The sequence below is a fragment of the Kaistella carnis genome, assembly GCF_003860585.1.
Lineage (GTDB): Bacteria > Bacteroidota > Bacteroidia > Flavobacteriales > Weeksellaceae > Kaistella > Kaistella carnis.
This window is the reverse complement of the sequence record NZ_CP034159.1, coordinates 937,222-955,277: the sequence shown is the minus strand read 5'-3', so window position 1 is coordinate 955,277 and position 18,056 is coordinate 937,222. Positions and strand designations below refer to the sequence as shown.

General features: G+C 37.7%; 16 protein-coding genes. 4 read left to right on the top strand and 12 right to left on the bottom strand.

Going from position 1 to position 18,056, the window contains the following annotated elements:
- Nucleotides 1-3 precede the first annotated feature (3 nt).
- The 4 genes from EIB73_RS04270 to EIB73_RS04255 form a co-directional block, all read right to left on the bottom strand.
- Complete coding sequence (locus EIB73_RS04270; RefSeq protein ID WP_125022954.1) at nucleotides 4-1,248, bottom strand: DUF1015 domain-containing protein; 1,245 nt, start codon at nucleotides 1,246-1,248, stop codon at nucleotides 4-6.
- A gap of 6 nt (nucleotides 1,249-1,254) precedes the next feature.
- On the bottom strand, nucleotides 1,255-2,214 hold the full coding sequence (locus EIB73_RS04265; RefSeq protein ID WP_125022952.1) for a D-2-hydroxyacid dehydrogenase: 960 nt from the start codon (nucleotides 2,212-2,214) through the stop codon (nucleotides 1,255-1,257).
- Between the two features lies 1 nt (nucleotide 2,215).
- Nucleotides 2,216-3,283: a 3-phosphoserine/phosphohydroxythreonine transaminase gene (gene serC, locus EIB73_RS04260; protein WP_125022951.1), complete on the bottom strand. Its 1,068-nt coding sequence runs from the start codon at nucleotides 3,281-3,283 to the stop codon at nucleotides 2,216-2,218.
- A 112-nt stretch (nucleotides 3,284-3,395) separates the two neighbouring features.
- Nucleotides 3,396-3,746 carry a 4Fe-4S binding protein gene (locus EIB73_RS04255; protein ID WP_125022949.1) on the bottom strand — a complete coding sequence of 117 codons (351 nt, stop codon included), beginning with the start codon at nucleotides 3,744-3,746 and terminating at the stop codon, nucleotides 3,396-3,398.
- A 59-nt stretch (nucleotides 3,747-3,805) separates the two neighbouring features.
- Here EIB73_RS04255 and EIB73_RS04250 point away from each other — a divergent pair, with 59 nt between their 5' ends.
- On the top strand, nucleotides 3,806-4,840 hold the full coding sequence (locus EIB73_RS04250) for an acyl-CoA reductase (protein ID WP_125022947.1): 1,035 nt from the start codon (nucleotides 3,806-3,808) through the stop codon (nucleotides 4,838-4,840).
- Between the two features lie 113 nt (nucleotides 4,841-4,953).
- On the opposite strand, the gene EIB73_RS04245 is transcribed toward EIB73_RS04250, so the two are convergent.
- On the bottom strand, nucleotides 4,954-5,268 hold the full coding sequence (locus EIB73_RS04245; protein WP_125022945.1) for a DUF4286 family protein: 315 nt from the start codon (nucleotides 5,266-5,268) through the stop codon (nucleotides 4,954-4,956).
- Between the two features lie 147 nt (nucleotides 5,269-5,415).
- Here EIB73_RS04245 and gyrA point away from each other — a divergent pair, with 147 nt between their 5' ends.
- The 3 genes from gyrA to EIB73_RS04230 all read left to right on the top strand — a co-directional run bounded on the left by gyrA (nucleotide 5,416) and on the right by EIB73_RS04230 (nucleotide 11,419).
- Nucleotides 5,416-8,085 carry a DNA gyrase subunit A gene (gene gyrA / locus EIB73_RS04240; protein ID WP_125022943.1) on the top strand — a complete coding sequence of 890 codons (2,670 nt, stop codon included), beginning with the start codon at nucleotides 5,416-5,418 and terminating at the stop codon, nucleotides 8,083-8,085.
- Nucleotides 8,086-8,109: 24 nt separating this feature from the next.
- Nucleotides 8,110-9,498: a hypothetical protein gene (locus EIB73_RS04235; RefSeq protein WP_125022941.1), complete on the top strand. Its 1,389-nt coding sequence runs from the start codon at nucleotides 8,110-8,112 to the stop codon at nucleotides 9,496-9,498.
- A gap of 148 nt (nucleotides 9,499-9,646) precedes the next feature.
- Nucleotides 9,647-11,419 (top strand): aminopeptidase P family protein, encoded by a 1,773-nt coding sequence (locus EIB73_RS04230; RefSeq protein ID WP_125022938.1) that lies wholly within the window; start codon nucleotides 9,647-9,649, stop codon nucleotides 11,417-11,419.
- A 197-nt stretch (nucleotides 11,420-11,616) separates the two neighbouring features.
- Here EIB73_RS04230 and EIB73_RS04225 read toward each other — a convergent pair whose 3' ends face one another.
- From EIB73_RS04225 to EIB73_RS04195, 7 genes are all read right to left on the bottom strand, one after another.
- Nucleotides 11,617-12,036 (bottom strand): phage tail protein, encoded by a 420-nt coding sequence (locus EIB73_RS04225; protein ID WP_125022936.1) that lies wholly within the window; start codon nucleotides 12,034-12,036, stop codon nucleotides 11,617-11,619.
- Between the two features lie 135 nt (nucleotides 12,037-12,171).
- Entirely contained in the window at nucleotides 12,172-13,092 is a 921-nt protein-coding gene (locus EIB73_RS04220; RefSeq protein ID WP_125022934.1) for a hypothetical protein, read from the bottom strand.
- Nucleotides 13,077-13,568: a nucleoside deaminase gene (locus tag EIB73_RS04215; RefSeq protein ID WP_125022932.1), complete on the bottom strand. Its 492-nt coding sequence runs from the start codon at nucleotides 13,566-13,568 to the stop codon at nucleotides 13,077-13,079. The genes EIB73_RS04220 and EIB73_RS04215 overlap by 16 nt, the downstream gene beginning before the upstream one ends.
- Before the next feature lie 49 nt (nucleotides 13,569-13,617).
- Complete coding sequence (locus tag EIB73_RS04210) at nucleotides 13,618-14,367, bottom strand: LytR/AlgR family response regulator transcription factor (protein WP_125022930.1); 750 nt, start codon at nucleotides 14,365-14,367, stop codon at nucleotides 13,618-13,620.
- Nucleotides 14,364-15,374 carry a sensor histidine kinase gene (locus EIB73_RS04205; protein WP_164467852.1) on the bottom strand — a complete coding sequence of 337 codons (1,011 nt, stop codon included), beginning with the start codon at nucleotides 15,372-15,374 and terminating at the stop codon, nucleotides 14,364-14,366. The genes EIB73_RS04210 and EIB73_RS04205 overlap by 4 nt, the downstream gene beginning before the upstream one ends.
- 58 nt (nucleotides 15,375-15,432) lie before the next feature.
- Complete coding sequence (locus EIB73_RS04200) at nucleotides 15,433-16,095, bottom strand: hypothetical protein (RefSeq protein WP_125022926.1); 663 nt, start codon at nucleotides 16,093-16,095, stop codon at nucleotides 15,433-15,435.
- Nucleotides 16,096-16,633: 538 nt separating this feature from the next.
- The gene (locus EIB73_RS04195; RefSeq protein WP_125022924.1) at nucleotides 16,634-17,617 is read right to left on the bottom strand and encodes a dipeptidase; all 984 of its coding nucleotides are present in this window, start codon (nucleotides 17,615-17,617) and stop codon (nucleotides 16,634-16,636) included.
- Nucleotides 17,618-18,056: the final 439 nt, after the last annotated feature.

Genomic DNA, 18,056 nt, shown 5'->3' with positions numbered 1-18,056 from the left:
TACTTATTGCTTCATATCATACATAATTAAAGCAGTCACCAATTTTGGTTCTATATAAGTGCATTTTGGTGGCATGATGATCTTGTTATCTGAAACCTTTAACAAATCATTAAAACTGACGGGATAAATTCCGAAACCTACTTTTGCTTCACCTGAATCTACCATTTTTTTAATGTTGTTCATTCCGTCAATGGTAGAATTTCCTTTCAGATAATCCACTTTATCGGTGGTTTTTGGATTTTCAATGTTTAAAATATCCTTTAAAATATATTTTTCCAGGAATAAATGATCCAGATCATTCATCTCGTTCTCTTGTTTCCGCAGATCATGTTTTACGTGAAGCGAATAGAACTTCCCCTCTAAATACATAGAGATATGAAATTTTTTGGAAGGGAAATAAGGCTCAGTCCCTTTCTCGTGGATCAGGAAACTTTTTTCAATTTTACTTAAAAATTCTTCTGAACTTAATTCGTTTAAATCACTTACAAGACGGTTGTAATCATGGATTTTTATGGATTGATTTGATACAATATAGCTGAAAACATAATTGTAAAGTTCAGTCCCGGTGTGTTTCTTATTCTTATCTCTTTGATGCTTTGCGTGTAGAGCGGCAGAACCAATGCGGTGATGGCCATCGGCAATGTAGAAGGAATCGATTTGCTCCAGAACTTCTTTAAATTGAAGCATCTTCAAGCGATTGTTGATACGCCAAACTTTGTGCCGGGTTCCGTTGTCATCTAAATAATTCAGAATAGGAACATTCTTTTCTTCGTGATTCATCAGCATTTCCACCTTAGGATTTGCCATGTACGTGAGCAATACGGGTTCCGCCTGCACATTTACTTTATCTAAGTAATAGGCGAGTTTCTCTTTTCGCTGCGTAAGCGTGGATTCATGTTTCTTGATCTTGCCGTTCCAAAAATCATCAACACTCACCAAACCTAAAAGTCCGCGATACACTGTTTTATTTGGTAAAAACTGCTCGTATAAATAGTAAGATGAGTTATCCTGTATCAGCTTTCGGTCTGCCACAAGTTCTTCGAAATTGGTGCGGATTTTACGCAGATTACGGTCCAGATCCTTGGATTTGCTTACCACGTACGGTTTGATCATCTGAATATAAGATGAATCGATTTGAGATTTTTTATTTATTTCTTCTTGCGTATAATTATCCAGCGGATGAGTAGGGAAGATATCAACATAATCTTCGCTGGGTCGAATTCCTCGAAATGGTTTAAATGTTGGCATACTTTTCTACAATTTCTTTTTAATCTCGATGATTTGCTCAGCAAGTTCCCGGCCAATTTTCTGTTGGGCATCCTTTGTATTTCCCCCTAAATGTGGAGAAAGTGACAAATTGGGATTCATTAAAAGGGTGAGTTCAGGGCTCGGTTCATTTTCAAAAACATCCAAAGCAGCTCCTGCTACTTTTCCGTTTTCAATGGCGTCCAGTAAAGTGACTTCATTGATGACACCGCCTCTTGCTGTGTTTACGATAAAGATCCCATCCTTCATTTTTTCAAATTGGGGAGTATCAATAATATATTCTTTTGTTTTTGGCGTGTTGATGCTTAAAAAATCCAGATCTTTCAAGAATTCATCTGTATTGTTGTCTGAGGAAATCTTAAAATCAACCTTTTGCCCATCAAAAAACTCCAGAGAGATCGTTTCTGTTCGAGGTTTTCGGGTCAGCACTTTAACTTTCATTCCCAAAGAAATTCCAATCTTTACCACTTCCTGACCAATGCCGCCAAAACCAATAACGCCTAAGGTTTTTCCCTCCATTTCTATCGCATTTGAAAAAGCTTTTTTCATGGCTTTGAAATGGGTATCACCTTCCAGAGGCATTAACCGATTCGACTCATGAAGGAATCGGGCTAAAGAAAAGAAGTGTGCAAAAACCATCTCCGCGACAGACCGCGAGGAAGCATTTGGGGTGTTGATGACGTACAGTCCTTTTTCAATGGCGTATTCTACATCGATATTATCCATACCAACGCCGCCACGACCAACTATTTTTAATCCGGGACATGCATCGAGTAGATCTTTACGAACTTTGGTGGCACTGCGGACCAGTAAGACATCTACCTTATTTTCATTAATGAAATTGATCAGATGTTCCTGAGAAACTTTGGCTTCTAGGAACTCTATTCCTGCCCCTTTCAGCAGCTCTTCTCCGGCTTTAGATATACCGTCGTTTGCAAGAACTTTCATATCAGTTTAAATTTTTCATTACATCGACCAAGACCTGAACACTTTCGATTGGCATTGCATTATACATACTTGCGCGGTAGCCGCCTAAACTTCGGTGACCATTCAGACCACTGATTCCGGCTTCTTTCCAGGCGTTATCGAATTCTTCTTTTTTTGACTCGTCTGTTAATTTAAAAGAAACGTTCATTAGCGAGCGGTCTTCTTCTTTCACACAGAACGTTTCGAAGAATGGATTTCGGTCAATTTCTCCGTAAATCAATTTTGCTTTGGCTTCATTTCTTACTTCTGCCGCTGCGATTCCTCCGTTATTTTCTAAATGTTGTAACGTTAAAAGGGAAGCATAAACCGGGAAAACCGGTGGAGTATTATACATGGATTCTTTGGCAATATGTAAAGAATAATCCAACATCGATGGAATATCACGTCCTGTTTTGCCTAAGATTTCTTTTTTTATAACTACTAAAGTTGTTCCTGCCGGACCCATATTTTTCTGAGCTCCAGCATAAATTAAATCAAATTGTGAAAAGTCAATGACTCTGGAGAAAATATCTGAACTCATATCGCAGACCAACAAAGTATCAACTTTTGGGAATTCTCTCATTTGAGTTCCGTAAATAGTGTTGTTGGAGGTGCAATGAAAATAATCGTATTCACTTCCTACTTTATAATCTTTTGGAATAGAAGAATAATTTTCTGCTTTTGAAGAACCAACTACATCAACAGTTCCTAATTTTTTTCCTTCTTTAATGGCACCTGCAGCCCAAGTTCCAGTATCTAAATAAGCAGCTTTTCCATTTTCAGATTTCATTAAATTAAAGGGAACCATTGCAAATTGTAAACTGGCACCACCACCTAAATATAAAACTTCATAATCGTCACCCAATTTCATGAGTCTTTTCACGATGGCTCTGGCTTCATCCATGACCGCTACAAAATCTTTGCTGCGGTGAGAAATCTCTAGTAGAGAAAGTCCGCTTCCGTTGAAATCCAGAATGGCTTCTGCAGATTTTTGAAAAACTTCTTCCGGTAAAATGCAGGGTCCTGCACTAAAATTGTGTTTTTTGCTCATTACTATTTTTATTTTTTAGAAGAATTTGAGTGACAATGAAATTGTTGAGATTCTTGTGATAATGAATCTAAACTTGCTAGAAAAAACGCCCACAATGAGTGAGCGGTATTATTTATTCTCCGTGTAGAAATGCTTTTTTCTCGAGTAGACTTTCTTCTGATTCTACGTGATCTTCATCTGGAATACAGCAGTCGACCGGGCAAACCGCGGCACACTGTGGTTCTTCATGAAAACCAATACATTCGGTACACTTATCGGTGACTATGAAATATACATCGTCACTTACGGGTTCCTGCGGTGCATCTGCATCAACAGTTAAACCGGATTTCAAAACCACTTTACCTTTTAAGGCAGTGCCGTCTGATGCTTTCCAGTCTACTGCACCCTCATAGATGGCGTTGTTCGGACATTCCGGTTCACAAGCACCACAATTTATACATTCGTCTGTTATTTTGATAGCCATTGCTACTTTATTTTTTAAATTTGCACAAAATTACTAAAAATCCCTCAATTTTCCACACAATGAAGACAGAAAAACAAATTTTAGGACTTTGTAAGTTAAGCACTTATATTAAGGATTTTCTGAATACTGATCCAGAGAATTTTTCTGCAGAAGAAGAGGAGTTTATGGGGGTTTTGAGAAGATCTGAAATTGAAAATTCTTGGTTTACCATTGAAAATCAAAAATTTGCTTTACAAAAATGGACCGATTTATTGGAAGAAAAGTCCCTTAAAAGTTGGCTTGCCGATTATGAACCCGCAAAAATTCCAAAAAAAGTAGGACTTATTTTAGCGGGAAATATTCCTTTGGTAGGATTTCATGATGTGATTTCTGTTATACTAAGCGGTCATAGTCCGATCATTAAACTGTCCTCCAAAGACAAAATGATGCTTCCGTTTTTATTGAAGAAATGGCAAATTTTTTCGGAGGAATCCATAGAATATGAATTGGTGGAAAGACTGCAGAATTTCGATGCAGTAATTGCGACAGGAAGTAATAATACCGCCCGCTATCTGGAGTATTATTTTAAAGATTCATTAAGTATTATCCGCAAGAACAGAACTTCGGTAGCAGTTTTAAAAGGAGACGAAACGCCAGAGGAACTTGAGCTTTTAGCGGAAGATATTTTCCGGTATTTTGGTTTGGGTTGCCGCAATGTGACTCGACTTTTCATCCCGCAAGATTTTAAAATTGATCTCATCTTCGAAAGTTTCCTGAATTTTAAAAATGTAATAAATCATCATAAGTATGCCAACAATTATGAGTACAACCGTGCGATTTATCTGTTGAATGCAGAGCGTTTCTGGGATAATAATTTTGTGATGCTGAAAGAAGATGCTGCTTTATTTTCTCCGCTTTCGGTGCTGAATTTTACGCGGTATAAAACACTGGATGAGGTGAAGGATTTCTTATCCGAAAACGAGGAGAATATACAGGCCGTGGTCGCTAAACCGGAGTTGGGATTAGACTCCATCAACTTTGGTGAAGCTCAGACTCCAGGCTTGGATACTTACGCCGATAACGTAAACACCATTAATTTTTTAGCCGTGATTTAATGTGTTCACGATTTCATTTAAAGGCCGAAAAGCTTTTAGTATCGTTAAAAACATTTTCTTAAAATAAAAACCCCAAACTTTAAATTTGGGGTTTTGTAATGGATATGTTCCTTCTACATCTGTGATTTTCTTGGATTGAGAGCGGTTTGAAAAATCATCACCTGGTCTCCAAATTCTTTTTCTATTCTTTCCGTAATATTCGGGAGTTCAATTTCAATAAAATCCTGACGTTTTTCTATGTTTTCAAACATCAAAAGCAGGTTGGTATTTTTTCCTTCCGAGATCATATCGCTTTCAACTTCTGACAACAGATACTTTTCTGCATCAAGTAAATTTTCTACCATTTGGTGAAGATCTTCAACAAGGTATTTTTCCCAGGCAGCGCTGAGGTTTTCTGTGGTGTGAAATGTGATGCTTAAAACGCTCATTATTTTTAACTTTTTTTATGATTTTAAGGGCGGGATTTAGGGCAAAATTCGGTAATTTTTTCGTAATTTAGCGCGTTATTAAAATTAGAATTGTAAGAATTTTCAAGCGTAATTATAACTGCTTGATTTTCATTTTATTAAAATATTATGCATAAAGAAGGAGAAAGGTTAATTCCTATCAACATTGTTGATGAAATGAAATCCTCTTATATCGATTATTCGATGTCGGTAATCGTTTCCAGAGCGTTACCCGATGTAAGAGATGGCTTAAAGCCCGTACACAGAAGAGTTCTCTACGGTATGTACGGATTAAACGTTTTTTCAAACAGGAAACATTTAAAATCTGCCAGAATCGTAGGTGATGTTCTCGGTAAGTATCACCCACACGGTGATACCTCCGTTTATGATGCGATGGTAAGAATGGCGCAGCCTTGGAGTTTGCGTTATCAGCAGGTTGATGGTCAGGGTAACTTTGGTTCTATGGATGGTGACCCGCCGGCAGCAATGCGTTATACCGAAGCAAGATTGCAGAAAATCTCCGATGAGATCTTGGCTGATCTTGACAAAGACACCGTTGATTTTCAAAACAACTTCGATGACTCCATGACGGAGCCTACCGTAATGCCTACAAAAATCCCCAATCTTTTGGTGAATGGAACTTCGGGTATTGCAGTAGGAATGGCGACGAATATGGCGCCTCACAATCTTACAGAAGCCATTGATGCAATTAATGCGTACATCGATAATCCTGAAATTACAGTTGATGAGTTGATGAAACACATCATCGCACCGGATTTCCCAACAGGTGGAATTATTTACGGTTATGATGGTGTTCGTGATGCTTTACATACCGGTCGCGGTAGAATTGTGCTTCGTGCGAAAGTTGGTTTTGAAGAAATCGGTAACAGAAATGCAATTATCGTTACTGAAATTCCTTATCAAGTTAACAAAGCCGAGATGATTGCCAGAACGGCAGAACTCGTAAAAGACGAAAAAATCCCGGGAATCTATGAGATCCGTGATGAATCTGACAGACAGGGAATGCGCGTGGTTTATGAATTGAAACATGATGCCATACCGAATGTAGTTTTGAACATGCTTTATAAATATACGGCATTACAAACCTCTTTTAGTGTAAATAATATTGCCTTGGTGAAAGGCCGTCCGGTACAGTTAAATGTAAAGGATATCATTCACCATTTCGTAGAACACCGACATGAAGTTATTGTTCGAAGAACGAAATATGATTTAAGAAAAGCCAGAGAAAGAGCCCACATTCTTGAAGGTTTCATGAAAGTGATTGGAACACAGGATGACTTAGATAAAGCAATCGCAATTATCCGTCACAGTTCTAATCCAGCGGAAGCGAAAGATGGTTTGATGAAAGAATTTGATCTTTCTGAAATCCAGGCACAAGCGATCTTAGATTTAAGATTGGCCCGTTTAACCGGAATGGAACTCGACAAAATCCGGGCGGAATACGAAGAGATCATGGCCTTAATTAATGATTTAGAAGATATTTTGGCAAATGAGCCAAGAAGATATCAGATCATTAAAGAGGAAATGCTTGAAATGAAGGAAAAATACGGCGACGAAAGACGTACAGAAATTGATTATTCAGGCGGCGAAATGTCAATTGAAGATTTAATTCCGGACGAAAAAGTGGTGCTTACAATTTCTCATGCAGGTTATATCAAAAGAACTTCGCTTTCAGAATACAAAGTACAAAGCCGTGGTGGCGTAGGAAACCGTGCAGCAACGACCAGAGATGAAGATTTCTTGGAATATATTGTCGCCGCAACCAATCACCAGTATATGTTGTTCTTTACAGAAAAAGGAAAATGTTTCTGGTTAAGAGTATTTGAAATTCCGGAAGGTTCGAAAACGTCCAAAGGAAGAGCTGTTCAAAATTTAATAAATATTGAGCCGGACGATAAAATTAAAGCGTACATCAGAACCAATGATTTAAAGGATCCGGAGTATGTGAATCAAATGAATGTGGTGATGATTACCAAAAACGGAACCATCAAGAAAACTTCATTAGAAGCTTATTCCAGACCAAGAACCAATGGAGTAAATGCCATTGAAATTAGAGAAGGTGATCAGCTTTTAGGTGCGAGATTAACCAATGGAAGTTCCCAGATTATGATCGCGACGAAGAATGGTAAATGTATCCGCTTCCCGGAAGAGAAAGCCAGAGCAGTTGGACGTGGATCCATCGGAGTTCGTGGAATCTCTCTTGAAAAAGGAGATGAAGTTATTGGTATGATCGTTGTAAACGATCTGGAAAATGATACGGTCTTAGTGGTTTCTGAAAAAGGTTATGGTAAACGTACCGCGGTGCTTGACTATAGAGAAACAAACCGTGGTGGGAAAGGAGTAATTACCTTAAACGTGACGGAGAAAACAGGAAATCTGATCGCTATTCAATCAGTTACCGATGAAGATGGTCTAATGATCATCAATAAATCAGGTGTCGCCATCAGAATGGGAATGGATGAAATGCGCGTCATGGGTAGAAATACTCAGGGTGTGAAAGTCATTAATCTTAAAAAGAATGACGAAATCGCCGCCATTGCAAAAGTTGAAATGGATAAGGAAGTTGTGGATGAAGAAGCAGATGAATCTACGGAAGGTCTACCAACCGAGCATGTTGATTCTGCAAATCCTGATTTCAGCGAACAGCCTTTAACCGGGAATAATGCCTACACCAATATCGGAGATCCGGAAGAATTGAAGAAAATTGAGGATGAGGAGGCAGCACAAAACGAAACAACGGAAACAGAAGAAGATTCTGAAGAAGAATCGGAAGAATAATAAATAACCAAATTAGTAAATAAAATGAAAAAAATATTTTTAAGCGTAGCAACATTAACGGTTGCCTTCGCATTTGGACAAAAAAAGGAGGTCGCAGCCGCTTTTAAAGCAATTGAAGCGGGCGATGTAGCAACAACCAACGCACAAATTGCACAGGCAGAAAGTGCGATGGGAGATAAAACCTATCTCTTGGAGCCTGCAGTCTTAGAGCAGTATTATTATGCGAAAGGATTAGCACTTTTAAAATCAGGGAAAACTGCAGAAGGTGCTTCTTATTTAGCTAAAATTAATAGTCTTGCTAAAAATAAGATTTATGTAGGTAAAGATTCCTCAAAAAATAAAGTCTATTACGTAGGAAAAGAAGCAGCTGATGCTTCCGGGATCCAGGGTTTAAAAGAAGAATCTTACACTCCAACGCTAACGGGTAAATTAGGTTCATCTCTAAATCCGGGAATTGAGGCAGCCAACAAAGCCGCTTTAGATTCTTACAATTCGAAAAAGTATGCAGAGGCCGCTCCAAAGTTTAAGGAAGTCTATGACTTATTAAATGCAGCGGGACAAGACAATAAAAAATACCTTTATTATTCAGGTCTTACCTATGCTTTAGCAGATAAAAAGAAAGAAGCGATCGATGTTTACATGCAGTTGTTAAACGACGGCTATACCGGAATTGAAACTACTTACACGGCGAAAAATAAGAAAACCAATGAGGTTGAAAATTTGGAAAAAACCAGCTGGGACCTTTATAAAAAAATGGGAGCTGCCGGAGATTACACCGATTTTAAAACTGAAACTTCAAAAAGTTTAGAGCAGGAAATGTATGAAACCACTGCTGCTTTGTTGCTGGATTCAGATCGTGCTGAAGAAGCTTTGGCCTTAATCGAAAAAGGGATGAAAAAATTCCCCGCAAGTTCAAAATTGTCTGAACTTCAGGGGAATGCGTATTATAAATCAGGGAAAACCAATGAGTTTGTAAACAATTTGAAAGCGCAATTGGCGAAAAACCCAAATGATCCTAACAACTGGTACAACTTAGGAGTTTTGCAAAGTAAGGATCCGGCAACTGAAGCGGACGCCTTAACTTCTTACAAAAAAGCCATTGAGTTGAAACCGGATTTTGCACAGGCGTACCAAAACCTTACCTACATGACGATGGGTGACGATGCCAAAGCAATTGATGATTACAATGCAGCCAGAAAAGCCGGAAAAACTGAACAGGCCAATAAAATCATCGAAGCCAGAAGAGCGAGATTAGCAGCCACACTTCCATACGCTGAAAAATGGTACCAATATGACCAAAACAATATTGACGCTGTTACTTTGTTAAAAGGTCTGTATCTTTCAACTAAGAATGACGTAAAATTTAAAGAGCTTAAAGCAAAAGAAGATGCGATGAATGCTTCTCAGAAGTAAACCTTATCGTTGATTATTTTATAAAGTATGCTGAATTCGTTTCAGCATAGTTTTTTTATGCGCATACATTATAAATTTAGTAAAACTTTAGCATTAAGACTTTTTTAGAGTCTGATATTCTTCGTAAATTCACATCAAATTTTATAATATGACTTCATCAGAAAAAATAGCAGCACTGCGCGAGCAGATGGCTCTTCATAAAGTAGATGCTTTTATCATTTACTCCGCCGATCCTCACATGAGTGAATATTTACCTGACGAATGGCAGGAAAGATCTTGGCTTTCAGGATTTACAGGCTCTGCGGGGTTGGTTGTAATTACCCAAGACAAAGCAGGTTTATGGACCGATGGAAGATATTTCGTGCAGGCACCTTTAGAACTAAAAGGTTCCGGCATCGATCTCTTTAAAGATGGCATGGAAGGAACACCCCATTATATCGACTGGATCATTTCTGAAATTCCGGAGGATGGCACCGTGGCAGTTAATGCTTTGGCAACTTCACACGCCAACTGGGAATTATTAAACGAAAAATTAACAGCCCAAGGTAAAAAGCTGATTGATTTGCCTTTATTAAAAGAGATTTGGAAAGACAGAAATCCCAACGCGAAAAAAAATCCGGTCTTTGTTCATCCCGTTGAAAGAGCCGGGAAGTCGGTTACCGATAAAATGGCCGATATCCGTGCTAAAATGGAAGAATTGGGCGCTTCCGTACATATTATTTCCAGTTTAGATGATGTCGCCTGGACTTTAAATCTCCGTGGATCTGATGTACAGTCGAATCCCGTTTTTTTAGGTTACATTATCTTAACTAAAAATGAGGCAAAACTCTTTGTCGATTTAGAAAAGTTAGAGGTCGAGTCCAGAAAACAGATGGATGATGCTTGGGTAAAAATGTTACCATACGAAGAATTTTATGAAGAGCTTAAAAACTTTAAAGATGAAAAAATATTGGTTTCACCTACGAGCAATCAAGCCATATTTGAGACTTTAAAAGAAAACAACACCTTCATCAAAGCGCCAGTTCCCGGAAATTTAATGAAAGCCATTAAAAACGAAACAGAATTGGAGGGATTTAGAACCGTGATGCAGAGAGACGGTGTTGCCATGGTGAAATTTCTGTATTGGTTAACGCATCAGGCAGGCAAAGAAAGCATGAATGAATATTCGATTGGGGAGAAGTTGTTAGGCTTCCGAAAAGAGGGTAAAAACTTCGTGGGCGAAAGTTTTGGCAGCATCGTCGGATACAGAGAAAATGGTGCGCAAATGCATTATTCTGCAAAACCTGAAGGCAGCAAAGAGGTAACCAATGACGCGACCATTTTGGTAGATTCGGGTGGTCAATATTTAGAAGGAACTACCGATATCACGCGAACTTTCGCCTTAGGCAATGCCTCCGAGGAATTTAAACACAATTCAACTTTAGCTTTAAAAGGAATGATTCAGCTTTCCATGGTCAAATTTCCGAAAGGTACACGTGGCGTTCAGCTCGATGCTTTTGCGAGAATGGCGCTTTGGCAGGAAGGTAAAGATTACAACCACGGAACCGGTCACGGTGTAGGTAGTTTTATGAATGTGCACGAAGGCCCACAAAACATTAGAAAAGACATGAATTTTCAGGAATTGATTCCGGGAATGGTTCTGTCAAATGAACCCGGTTTTTATTACGAAAACCATTACGGAATCCGTCATGAAAACCTGATTGCTGTTCGCGAAGTAGAAACTACGGACTTCGGAACATTCTATGATTTTGAAACATTGACGATTTGTCCTTTCGACAAAAATGTGATCGCCACCGAATTATTGACACAGCCGGAAAAAGACTGGTTAAATAATTACCATAACTGGTGTAAAGAAAAACTCGAAAACGATTTGCAGGGCGAAGTCAAAGACTGGTTCCTGGAAATGGTTCAACCGATATAAAACCTTAAAGTGTAGATTTTTCTACACTTTTTTTATTTGGGCGTGCCCCAAGGGTCGGGCTATTCATTACAATCTTTTTATTTGCAGTAAAGCACCTCTACGGCGCATTACTGCAAACAAAAAGGATTTCCATTGCTATCCCTCACGCAAAGAGATCATTTAAATAGAGGAGGAATACAATCGTAGTTTCATCATTATTAAAGATGTTCCACAGAAAAGCCTTCATGTGCTAATATGAGCGTTTCCGTGGCGAGTTGAGAATCATTACTCATCAGCACAGGACCGATATAGTGAGAAGGAAAACAATTTTTAACCCTCCAGGAAATGACAGGTTCGTGTTTTTCATTAAGTAGAGAAATAGTAACAATGGTTCCAAAACTTCGGGTTTTAATCCAATTGTAAAATTCATTATCACCGACTTTTACTGCTCTTTTCAAAACAATATCTTTATATCTCGTTAATCCCGGAATTTTTATTTCACTCTCTTCTGGAGAACTTCCGCCTCGCATGGGGACGATATCGACTACAATATCCAATCCCGAAATTTCGAGAAAATCGATTCTGGATCCGCCCCATTCTGCTAAGAAATGATACTGACTGATAACTGGTTGTGTCATGGTATTTTGTTTTTGTTTAAGCTAAAGATACTCGTTTTCTGTGAGTTAGCTTCTTTAAAAAACACATGTATAAATAGAGATGGGATTCTATTTAATTTTAATCTATTCGTTTTTAATTTTCATGTAAGAAATTACTCAGTCCGCAAAGGCTTGTCCGTAGAATATGAGAAAAGAATCCGAAGAGCTTTGGTAGGTGAGGCATTCCCAATTGCTGTAGACTTGACTGGTCGGGATTGCGACAAAGCGCACTTTTTTTGCGGTGCTCATTCCTTTTGAAAAACAACCATGCTCAGGTGCAAAATTTTCATCTTTTTTTAAACCCTGCAAAATGATCGGTTTTGCTATAAAAAATTGACCCACATTTTTTCCCAGAAAGTCTTTCTGCTCAATAATTTCTTCTCCCATTTGATAATCAAGCGTTCCAAAAGTACTGTAGTTGCAGCCTGCATCTTCCAAACCATTTTCAACTTTCGCCGTTCGGTAGAGTTCCCGATAACTATTTTTATCTGCCTGATACACAAAAATTTTAATGATGGATTGATTCTTATCAAACAAGATAAAAACATGATCACTTTCTTCTGCAGAAGTAAGCGAGCCTTTGGTAACAGATAAAAGTTCATATTGCGGATGTGCTGAAAAAAAACTTTGATGTTGGGAAGAAAGTTTTTTCAGTAGAGGACCGCTGATTGCTTTAAAAATTTTATGGTCTGAAAGAGAAGCGAGTGCTGTTTTATGATTTTCGAGTCTTTCTTTTAAATCAGTCCGATCATAAGTGGACTCCTCAAATTTCTGAAATATTTCGGCATTTGTAGCTGTAGTTTTTTCAGTGACCTCAGGTCTCAAAATATTATCTTTAATGGAGATTTTTTCAGCAACTCTGATATCTTCATTTTTCGAAGCAGATTCTACAGTTTTCTTGGAGTCAGTATTACTTTTTGATTCTAAAGCGGTGTTTGCTTTATCGCAATTCACCATTAATAGAAAGACACTGGAACAGACTACTACTTTAAGCATATCTTTTTTAATAAAAATGATTCTTTTTATTTTTTCGTCCATTTCAATTCATGAAGTTTTTTAATTTCCTTCAGTAATTCACCCTCCGCTGGGCCACGAACTTCCACATTTTTAATAATATCTTCTACGGGTACAAAGTGAATAGGAGCAGAAGGAAGATTAAATTCCTTTTGCCATTCGCCCAACTGTTGCGCAGAACTTAAATAAACCAAAGTTCCAATCCCAACCCAACCATGTGCCGCCGAACACATCGGACAATGTTCGCCGGTAGTATACATCGTTGTCGTGCTTCTTTCCTCCGCCGATAAATTTTCAGCAGTCCAATAGGCCAGATCAAGTTCTGGATGAGCCAGGATTGTTTTTTCATGGACTCTGTTTCGGGCTTCTGCAATAATTTTTCCGTCTACATTGACCAATACAGAACCAAACGCTACATCTCCCGCTTCTTCCGCTTCTTTTGCGAGTTCCAAACATCCTCTTAAATATTTCCCGTCGCTGTCTTTTAATTGTTGCGCCATGTTATATTGATTATTAAAGATGAAGATATGATTTATTATTGACCTGATTCTACTCAAGCCATTTCCTGAAGTTCGCGGTAGTCGCCGCACTTGTTATCAATTTAGTTTTATGATTTCGCAGGGTTATACACAGCCGGTCACCAAAGTAAGGTTCTATTTTTTCGATGTAATGAATATTAATGAATTCACCTCTGTTGATCTGGAAAAATATTTTTGGATCTAGTTCTTCCGCCAGATCAGCCATTTTGTACCGGAATTCATGTGATTTACCGTGGTCATCAATTGCAGACAGTTTTCCGGCATTTGATAAAATAGCTGCCGTTTTTTCAGTATTGAGAATATAGAGTTCTCCTGCATTTTTAATGATCAGCCGCTCTTTGTAGGTCTTCGAATTTTGATGAATAAGTTGCGAAATTTGGCTCCAGTCAATATTTTTTGAGCTCGAATTTAAACTTTCAAATTTTTTCATCGCTTCACAAAAACGCTCATAACTCACAGGTTTCAGCAAATAACCGATTCCGTTAACGTCAAAAGCTTCCTGATAGAAGGTATTGTAGGCGGTCGTAAAAATAATGGGCGACGTAATTATATTTTTTTTTAAAAGTGAAAAAACATTACCGTCCAGCAACTCGATGTCGCAAAAAACCAGATCTGCCTGTCCATTTTCTTCTACCCAAATTTGCGTTTGTTCCTTGCTCTGAAGAAGTCCAGGAATACGAATCGTTGGATCGTACCGCTGCAGAAAATCTACGATAATTTCAGCGTTTAATGATTCATCTTCTATAATTAATACGTTCATACGATTAATGGTATTTCGACAGTGTAATGAGTGTCTGTGGTGTTAAAATTAACTTTTTTTCCGAAATGAACTTCATAACTCTTTTGAAGGAAAAGATTGCCCATTTTCGCTCCCTGCGTAAAATCGACGGGGCGCAAATCATTAGATACAATCATCATATCATTTTCTCTTATGATCTCTATATTTAAAGGGTTTTCTTCTGCGCCACGATTATGTTTGATGGCATTTTCTACGGCAAGTTGAAGCGAACAGGGTAAAATCAAGCCTTCTTCATTCTCAATGTGAATGCTGAAACGATAAGCATTCTTAAAGCGCTTTTCCATCAGCGAAATATATTTTTTTAGAAAAACAACCTCCTTATGTAAAGGTACAAGCTCCTGATCATTGTGTTTTAGATAGTAGCGATATACTTCCGAGAAGTCATGAATAAATCCATCAACTTCCGCCGGATCTTTTCGTATCAAGCCCGATAAAACACTCAGGTTATTAAAAAGAAAATGAGGTTCCAGATTTTTTTGTAGCATTTTGAACTGCAACATTTCCTTTTCTTTTTCAACACGTTCTAATTGAACAGCATTTTTTGCGTTTTCCTGAAAAGAAAAATAAGCCAGAGAAAGTCCGCTGATATAAAGATGAAAAATAATGAAAGTAAAAACGAAATTTCCCACAAGCAGGTCCAGATCAGTCGATAATTGATAGACTAAAAAACGTTCTGCTGCGAAAAATATACTTTGAACTATTGCGTAGATTAGAATCGACGCTCCAAACGCAAGCACCATTTTCGGAATCTTTCTTAAAGTCAGTTTGCCAACCAATTTCCACGCAATAATGGTACTTAGAAGCGAAAGTGCGCAGGAAATAATTCCAAAAATATGCGTCGGGATTTTATAAAAATCAATATCCCCAAATTCCCGCGTGATGTGTAAAACATACGTTTGTATCGTATTAACTGCTACAATAAAAAGCAGAATTAACACCACGCGTAAAATAACTTTCTTGTCTTTCATAAACCCAAATATAAAAATGAGCATTTTTTTTCACATAAAGAGGGGCATAATCTAATTTTTATTTCGTTTCGCTCACAAGAAAATCGCGTGTTTCCCCTTTATCATTCATTGTTTGAATTTTTGGCTGTCCTTTTTCATCTACATAAATCATCAATTTTGGCTGTCCGCTTTTGTCAGATATAAATAAACCCTGAGAGTTTCCTCTTGTTTTTCCGACAAACAGTAAGCTTTTACCACCATGAAGTTTAGTGATCTCGCGTAACTTTTCAGTACGGAGTTTTTCATCGGTGATCTTTTCTGCTTCTGCATAGGCTTTATTTCTCGCAGTCAGACCTTCCAGATCCGGATAATCATTAATAATGAGCCCACGTTCGGAAAGTATTTTATTATTTTTAATACTTTCACTGTTCAAGATTTGTAAAACCTGGTCGTCACGGTATCGATCCATGGTGATGGACATGCCGCTCACAATGGAGCCATCTTCTTTTTTCTTGGCGGCGTAAATTAGTCCACCAGATTCATCGCCCAGATCATTGAAAAACATTAAGCCTGCCTGTCTTTCACGTTTTTCAAAATCCTGACCGTCCATTCTTCCGGAATGTTGAAGTTCTTTGTTGGAAATAACCATTCGTAGAGTGCCGTCTTTTTCAATGATGTTGATGCGTTTTACATTAATTTCATCAAAGTTTTCTATTTTACGTTCCAGACGAAAAGAGTTCAACTAAGTGAAAAGTAAGACAACGATGCTAAAAAGAACAATGCTTACCGGGATTTTTAGGGTAGTTTTCATGATGTAAAATTTTTAGGTTTTAATAATGAATCAAAGGTATATTGACCCCACTGTTTTTGAAAGCAGATTTCATTGAAGTGGGGAAAATCAAATTTGAATCCCGGGAAACTTGAGATGAAGTTATTTCTGTAAAAATCATCTACGCAGAGCGGCTCGCAGTTTCTCTTAAAAAATAAGAGGTTTCAGCATTGTTAACCACTCGAAAATCAATACGAGGAATCCACTTATTTTTTTTATAATATTAAATTTATAAATGAAAACACCATCGATCACGGTTACTTTTCCATGAGCGATTGTATCAAAAATGCCAAATTGAAGTGCTGTAAAACGATAATCTTTCCTATAAGTAATTTTGAGATACGAAAAAATCGGAGTTAAAATTTCGCACAGAAGTGCTCAGAACAGAATTCTTAAAAACCAGTAATAAAAAAAATATGGAGACTTAAAGGTGGGATCGCATCAAAAATTTTTATGCTTTCCAAATCCGTGCAATAAAATCCAAAGCATTCTGACTGCTGATTTTATTCATTTTTTCCGCGCCAAATTGATTCTCCAGCTCCGTGTTAATTTCCGGATAACAACCCGCATTCTCATGTGCTGCAAAATAAAACGGAATTCGAGATTTATCGGGATGATCTTTCGTGTAAAAATAGTCAGCGCCGTAACATATTGCGTTTTTTCCGCCCAAACTAATTCCGTGAGCGACGTGTTCTTCCAAAGCATTTGCATTTTCCGGATTTACGAAAGCGCGCACAAAGTTAAGTCCGATCAATCCTTTTTGATGAATGATTTCTTTGGCCACATCATCGGGTAAATTCCGTTTGTGATCAAAAACCGGACGATAGTTGGAATGACTCGCTATAATCGGAACGTTGATGTTTTGTTTAGAAATGTAGTTTAAAATATCATACGCTAAAGCATCACTCGTATGCGAAAAATCAATGGCAATTTTTCTATTGTGCATGTAATCGATTAAAGCTTTTCCGTCGTTTTTCAAGCCGGCAGTAGAGTAGTTGCCGCCACCAAATCTGTTTTCAGCATGATGCGTAAATCCAATATAAAGGATCGAACCTACGTTTTCAATGATCTTTTCTAAGTTTTGAAAACCTTCTTTCAAAGAAATGTTTTCATCACAAAATGCCGAACCACTTTCTACCGAAGCCAACATTCCGATATTTTCATTCGTATGAAAATTTGCTAAATGATGTTTTTCGAAACGGTATAATTCGTTTTCTTCCTTATTTAAATTCTTAAAAATTTCACTTTGTTTTAATCCAAATTCATGACTGTTATATTCAACGGGTGCAAAAATCGCCATGATTTGTAACTTTACATTTCCCTTTGTCAAATAGGGAACGGCGCAACCAACATCTTCGGTATTGTAAATGCTTGATTCTGGACGCGTCAGATAACTGAGTAAGTCGCAGTGGAGATCGATTACAGGTTGGTTCATGAAAAGTTTATTTTTTTAAGAATTGCCAGCTTGTTAGTTCTTGACAAAGAATTCTATTTTATTTAATCTACTAAAATACCACTTTTGAAATAACCGTATATTCCTTTGATTCAAAAATGTTTTTACGCAAAGATTCAAAGTGGTTTTATCTCGTATAAAGGACGAGACAGTAGTTTTCATCTCGTGTAAAGTTCAAGACTGAGGTTTTCATGCAAACTTGCAATGATTTTCATCTAGCCTTTATAGACGATACAATGGTTTATGAAAAAGGAGATTCCGGAGGAATCTTATCTCTGTAGATTATATTAGGGGATAGTTTGGGCGTTCCGGAGGAACGCTATCTTGTAGATAGGTAGCTTTGTTCCATTCACAATGAATTTTTCGCTCGATTCAATCAATTTGTATATTTCTCTTCCAAAGGTTTGTAAATTATCCTGTT

What these genes read in the sequence shown, in the direction of transcription:
- EIB73_RS04270 (WP_125022954.1), bottom strand. Translation starts at nt 1,248, where the DNA reads ATGCCAACATTTAAACCATTTCGAGGAATTCGACCCAGCGAAGATTAT.
- EIB73_RS04265 (WP_125022952.1), bottom strand. Translation starts at nt 2,214, where the DNA reads ATGAAAGTTCTTGCAAACGACGGTATATCTAAAGCCGGAGAAGAGCTG.
- serC (WP_125022951.1), bottom strand. Translation starts at nt 3,283, where the DNA reads ATGAGCAAAAAACACAATTTTAGTGCAGGACCCTGCATTTTACCGGAA.
- EIB73_RS04255 (WP_125022949.1), bottom strand. Translation starts at nt 3,746, where the DNA reads ATGGCTATCAAAATAACAGACGAATGTATAAATTGTGGTGCTTGTGAA.
- EIB73_RS04250 (WP_125022947.1), top strand. Translation starts at nt 3,806, where the DNA reads ATGAAGACAGAAAAACAAATTTTAGGACTTTGTAAGTTAAGCACTTAT.
- EIB73_RS04245 (WP_125022945.1), bottom strand. Translation starts at nt 5,268, where the DNA reads ATGAGCGTTTTAAGCATCACATTTCACACCACAGAAAACCTCAGCGCT.
- gyrA (WP_125022943.1), top strand. Translation starts at nt 5,416, where the DNA reads ATGCATAAAGAAGGAGAAAGGTTAATTCCTATCAACATTGTTGATGAA.
- EIB73_RS04235 (WP_125022941.1), top strand. Translation starts at nt 8,110, where the DNA reads ATGAAAAAAATATTTTTAAGCGTAGCAACATTAACGGTTGCCTTCGCA.
- EIB73_RS04230 (WP_125022938.1), top strand. Translation starts at nt 9,647, where the DNA reads ATGACTTCATCAGAAAAAATAGCAGCACTGCGCGAGCAGATGGCTCTT.
- EIB73_RS04225 (WP_125022936.1), bottom strand. Translation starts at nt 12,036, where the DNA reads ATGACACAACCAGTTATCAGTCAGTATCATTTCTTAGCAGAATGGGGC.
- EIB73_RS04220 (WP_125022934.1), bottom strand. Translation starts at nt 13,092, where the DNA reads ATGGACGAAAAAATAAAAAGAATCATTTTTATTAAAAAAGATATGCTT.
- EIB73_RS04215 (WP_125022932.1), bottom strand. Translation starts at nt 13,568, where the DNA reads ATGGCGCAACAATTAAAAGACAGCGACGGGAAATATTTAAGAGGATGT.
- EIB73_RS04210 (WP_125022930.1), bottom strand. Translation starts at nt 14,367, where the DNA reads ATGAACGTATTAATTATAGAAGATGAATCATTAAACGCTGAAATTATC.
- EIB73_RS04205 (WP_164467852.1), bottom strand. Translation starts at nt 15,374, where the DNA reads ATGAAAGACAAGAAAGTTATTTTACGCGTGGTGTTAATTCTGCTTTTT.
- EIB73_RS04195 (WP_125022924.1), bottom strand. Translation starts at nt 17,617, where the DNA reads ATGAACCAACCTGTAATCGATCTCCACTGCGACTTACTCAGTTATCTG.